4 protein-coding genes and 1 pseudogene are annotated in these 4,597 nt (G+C 60.1%); 2 read left to right on the top strand and 3 right to left on the bottom strand.

Features of this window, described 5'->3' with window-relative positions; genetic code table 11:
* Nucleotides 1–803 (top strand): GGDEF domain-containing protein (locus AB4043_RS23165; RefSeq protein WP_442308225.1); only part of this gene is annotated, 803 nt, incomplete at its 5' end.
* Between the two features lie 185 nt (nucleotides 804–988).
* On the opposite strand, the pseudogene AB4043_RS23160 reads toward AB4043_RS23165, so the two are convergent.
* From AB4043_RS23160 to AB4043_RS23150, 3 genes and pseudogenes are all read right to left on the bottom strand, one after another.
* A pseudogene (locus tag AB4043_RS23160) lies at nucleotides 989–1,645 on the bottom strand (phosphate acyltransferase); the annotation flags it as partial.
* Nucleotides 1,646–1,677: 32 nt separating this feature from the next.
* Nucleotides 1,678–1,863, bottom strand: coding sequence for a 50S ribosomal protein L32 (rpmF, locus tag AB4043_RS23155; RefSeq protein ID WP_147646345.1), 186 nt, complete (start codon nucleotides 1,861–1,863; stop codon nucleotides 1,678–1,680).
* Nucleotides 1,864–1,942: 79 nt separating this feature from the next.
* Nucleotides 1,943–2,332, bottom strand: a complete 390-nt coding sequence (locus AB4043_RS23150) for a YceD family protein (RefSeq protein ID WP_442308224.1) — start codon at nucleotides 2,330–2,332, stop codon at nucleotides 1,943–1,945.
* A 163-nt stretch (nucleotides 2,333–2,495) separates the two neighbouring features.
* Here AB4043_RS23150 and AB4043_RS23145 point away from each other — a divergent pair, with 163 nt between their 5' ends.
* On the top strand, nucleotides 2,496–4,181 hold the full coding sequence (locus tag AB4043_RS23145) for a M20/M25/M40 family metallo-hydrolase (protein WP_442303376.1): 1,686 nt from the start codon (nucleotides 2,496–2,498) through the stop codon (nucleotides 4,179–4,181).
* The last annotated feature ends 416 nt before the right edge of the window (nucleotides 4,182–4,597 follow it).

Here is a 4,597-nt window from a genome sequence, read left to right as displayed (position 1 = left end):
ATACGCAACAGGTTCGTGCAGCCGTGTACTGGCTGCTGGCCACGCTCTTTCTTGCCGCCGGTATCAGCATGCACCAGATGCTGGAGCGCAGCGGAGCCGGCAAACTCGCCATCGTGGCGGGATTCACCCTGTGGGCCTTCTGCTTCGGAACGCATCCGTTTGTGAGTGACACCGGGTTCTGGGGGCCGATCATGAGCCGGTTCTGGGATCTGCAGAAGTTCATCATCATGGTCGGCATGCTGATGGTGCTGCTCGATGAACAGATCGCCCGCAATCATTCGCTGGCACTGCATGATGACCTGACCGGTCTGCCCAATCGCCGCCTGCTGGAAGACAGACTGGCCCAGGCGATGGCGAGGGCTGAGAGAAACGGAAGCAGCGCGGCTGTCGTCATGCTGGATCTGAACGGCTTCAAGCGAGTCAACGATACCCTCGGCCATGCCGCCGGCGACCGGATCCTGTGTCAGTTTGTGGAGGAGCTGAAGAAGGCGGTACGGGCCGCCGATACGCTGGCGCGGTATGGCGGGGACGAATTCGTGGTGGTCGTCGGCGATATCGTCCGGGGCCAGCCTGCTGACCGGTTAGTGGAGGCAATGCGGCGAGCCGGAGCCGGGAACTATGAGGTACAGGGACATACGTTTTCGGTCGAAGCCGCGATGGGAGCGGCGGTATTCCCCGAGGACGCTGATACGGTAGCCGAGCTTTTGCGCATCGCCGATGACCGTATGTATCGCGATAAGCCGTTGCGGCCGATCACAGGGGGCATAAGCTCCAGGGATCTGGGCATCCCGATCGCGAAATAGCGCACTCGGAAAAAGCGCTGAAGGCGCGCTCAGAACGATGGCACCCATGATGCGGCATTTGGGAGAAAGCAGACTTTCTGGGTGCGCTTTGTCTAGATCCCCGCGAAATCTACGGACCGGCTACAGCGTCATATCGCTGGTGTCATTGCTATTTCGGAGCGCCGCTTCGATCTGAGCATTGACGTGTAGAGGTCGCGGCCTTCCACGTTGCCGATGAAGTTCCGTCCCAGCAGATCGCGCAGCAGCGGCAGGGTTTCGCGGGTCAGCGAGTTGCCCTTGGAGTCCTCTTCGCCGATCGACAGCAAGCCGACGGAGGTGTCTCTGGTCTTCAGCACCTGTTCGCTGTAGACCTTGCCCATGATGGCGAAGTCCAGCAGATTTCTCGGTTCCGAATCGACATTCGCTCCGACATCGAGCAGAAGGCAGGGGAGCCCGGTCTGCGTAGGCAGAATGGTCGCCAGAGCCGGACGGTCGACACCTTGCAGGCTGCCCAGCACCATCTTGGCGGTCGCCATGGCGGCGCCGGTATTGCCGGCGGTAAAGAAACCGGCGGCGCGGCCTTCGCGGACCATCTTCAGACCGACACGCATGGAGGAGTCGCGCTTGGAGCGGACGGCCTGCGCCGCCTTGTCCTCCATGCTGATCCATTCACTGGCGTGGACAATCTCGATCGGAAGCTTCTCGCCACGCAGATGCTGGTGAAGAGCAGGGCGCAGAACATCCTCGGGCCCAACGAGGTGGACCCTGACCGGCAGATGACGGCAGGCAAGGATGGCCCCACGAAGCTCGGGCTCGGGGGCCTTATCAGAGCCCATCGCGTCCAGAACGATATCAATCAACATTCAGCGCCAGGGGTCTCTTTCAGATGTCAGAGTTAAGCTTCGCTCTTCACTGCGAGAACTTCGCGGCCCTTGTAGGTGCCGCACTTGGGGCACGCACGGTGGGGCAGCTTACGCTCATGGCAGTTCGGGCACTCGGAAACGCCCGTGGGAACGAGGAAGTCGTGGCTGCGGCGCTTCGCTGTGCGCTGCTTGGAGTGACGCCGTTTCGGATTCGGCATGGCAGTGTTCCTTTCACATCACCGCAGTGGCGCGCTTATCAGTTCTCCGCACGCTTCTACGGCACAATCCTTGAGATTTTCAAGATTTCATCCGGCTGGCCAGATCTGCGAGAGCGTTCCACCGCGGATCGACCGTGCGGTCCTCGCAGTCACAGCTTCCCTGGTTCAGATTCTGTCCACAACGCGGGCAAAGTCCTTTGCAGTCTTCGCGACAGAGCGTCCGTCCGGGCAGGGAAAGCAACACCTGTTCCCGCACGACGTCCCCCAGCACGAGGCCGCTCTCTTCATAATACCCGATTTCGGTCTCCGCCTCCGAAATGGATCGTTCTCCCTGCTCGCCATCCACCCCTGACGGGCGGAAGAGGAGGTCAAACTCGCCCTCGATGTGCTGCGGAACCGGGTCGACACACCGGGCACAGAGTACCTCGAAGTCGCCGGAATATTTAGCCCGCAGGCGGATATCCTGCACAATCTCGCGAGGGCCACGGTGCTCCGCCAGCAGCTCTGCCCGGCCGTTTACGGCCAGAACATCTCAAGAAGATACAGAAAGCGAAATACACCCAATTTCCCAAGAAAACTCAAACTTGAATTTGTCGATACAGCCTAGCAACTAGAAGTATGATTCCTTCACAATGCACCGGTATTTCGTCCTTCCTCTAGCCCTGAGCCTGACTGCGTTCGCTGCGGACAATCCCTCCACAACCAGGCCCGCACAGCCCGCAGCCGAGACACTCGACCTCGCGACCATCGCCCGCATCCGCGAGGAGGGCATCAGCCGCTCGCACGTGATGGAGTACGCCGGAGCGCTCTTCGACCTCTCCGGTCCGCGCCTGACCTTCTCCCCGGACTACCAGAAGGCCGCCGACTGGTCCGTCGATCAGTTCAAGCACATGGGGCTGGTGAATGCCCATACCGAGAGCTTTGGCGAGACCGGCATGGGCTGGCGGCAGGTCGGCGCCTCGGTGCTGATGACGCAACCCGGAACTGCCACCATGCTGGCCCAGGCCGGTCCCTGGTCGCCTGCGACCAAGGGAGAGATCACGGCCGAGGTGATCGCTGTACCTACGCTCCGCACGCCGGCCGATCTCGATAAGTGGAAGGGCAAGCTGGCCGGGAAGGTGGTTCTCTACGGAGACGCCCCGAAGACCTCACCCAATCCTCCGGCCCCGATCGAAAGCTATGATGCCGCGAAGCTGCAGCACCTTTCCGAATTTCCGCTGGACGGCGACCAGGGCGAAACAGATGTACTGCCCACCGACCCCGATTTCTGGGGCAAGCGCTTTACGACCTTCAAGGAGGACCTCGCGAAGTTCTTTGCCGCCGAACACGCTGTCGCCGCACTGATTCCAGGCGGAAGCAACGGAGCGCTGCACGATGACACCAGCACGGCGGGCTTCGGCTGGTTTGTCTTCAAGCCGGAACACAGACAGATGATTCCCGGCGCCGTGATCAACACGGAATCCTTCCTGCGTATGTCACGTCTGCTCGAACATAAGGTCCCGGTGAGCGTGCGCATCAACATCCAGACAGAGTTCACGGGCGAGAAGGTTGACGGGCTGAACGTTGTTGCCGATCTGCCGGGCACGGATCCTACGCTGAAGGACCAGGTCGTGATGGCCGGTGGACATCTCGATAGCTGGATCGCGGGCACCGGCGCCACCGATGACGGTGCGGGCGTGGTGGTAGCGATGGAGGCGCTACGCATCCTCAAGGCGCTCGACCTCAAGCCGCGGCGCACTATCCGGGTCGCGCTATGGGGCGGTGAGGAGCAGGGTATCTACGGATCGCGCGGTTACGTCGTGAACCATCTGGCGAGCATGAAGTATCCCGAGGGAGAGAAATACAAGAACCTGCCTCCGTTCGTCATGCTGCCGAGCAGCGTAACTCCTAAGGCCGACCATGCGAACTTCGACGCCTACTTCAACATGGACAACGGCACCGGCAAGTTCCTGGGCATCTATGCCGAGGGCAACAGCGAAGCCGCGAGCATCTTCCGCCTGTGGATGGAGCCGGTGAAAGATCTCGGTTTCACCACCATCTCAGAACGAGCGACGGGCGCGACCGATCACGTCAGCTTCGATCAGGCCGGCCTTCCAGGCTTCCAGTTCATCCAGGATCCCCGCGACTACGAAACCCGCACCCACCACACCGCGCTCGACACCTATGAGCGGATCTCAGAACCTGACCTGCGCCAGGCCGCGACCATCATGGCGATCTTTCTATGGAACGCATCGCAGCGCGACGCCATGATGCCGAGGAAGATGGTGAATCTGAGCGCGCCTAAATCGTTGGAAGGACTGTACCCAACGGCCAAGTAGGCGCGCTCTTGTTGAATGGTTGAATGGTTGAATTGTCTCGTTGCCCATTCTTTGTCGAAGATAAAGAATGGGGTATTGCGCTTTGCGCGACGCTTTTGCCTGCATCGTCCCTAAGCGGGTGCCCCGCCCTCGCAACGCTAGGGCGGGCAAGGATGCCACAACTCTTAATGTTGATTATCCCTTTCACACATGTTTAGTGAGAGGGCCATAGAAAATTGACACATCAGCAGACCTAAAGACCTAAAGAAAGGTTTGCTATTGTTCCCATACATTCGTTGGCGCGGTCCTATTTTCCTCGGAGAGTCTCATATAAACTCGCGAGGAATGACAGTATTAGCTTCGCGTTTCACGGAGGAAGGCGCGGCCATTGTTGCCGATGGGCGGCGGATTGATGGTGAATCAGGGAGAGTAATCAC

It is taken from the genome of Terriglobus sp. YAF25 (assembly GCF_052113305.1).
Lineage (GTDB): Bacteria > Acidobacteriota > Terriglobia > Terriglobales > Acidobacteriaceae > Terriglobus.
This window is presented reverse-complemented; position numbering and strand designations above follow the sequence as displayed.

Excerpts from the sequence above, each read along its gene's own strand:
- rpmF (WP_147646345.1), bottom strand. The coding sequence starts at position 1,863 with ATGCCGAATCCGAAACGGCGTCACTCCAAGCAGCGCACAGCGAAGCGC.
- AB4043_RS23145 (WP_442303376.1), top strand. The coding sequence starts at position 2,496 with ATGCACCGGTATTTCGTCCTTCCTCTAGCCCTGAGCCTGACTGCGTTC.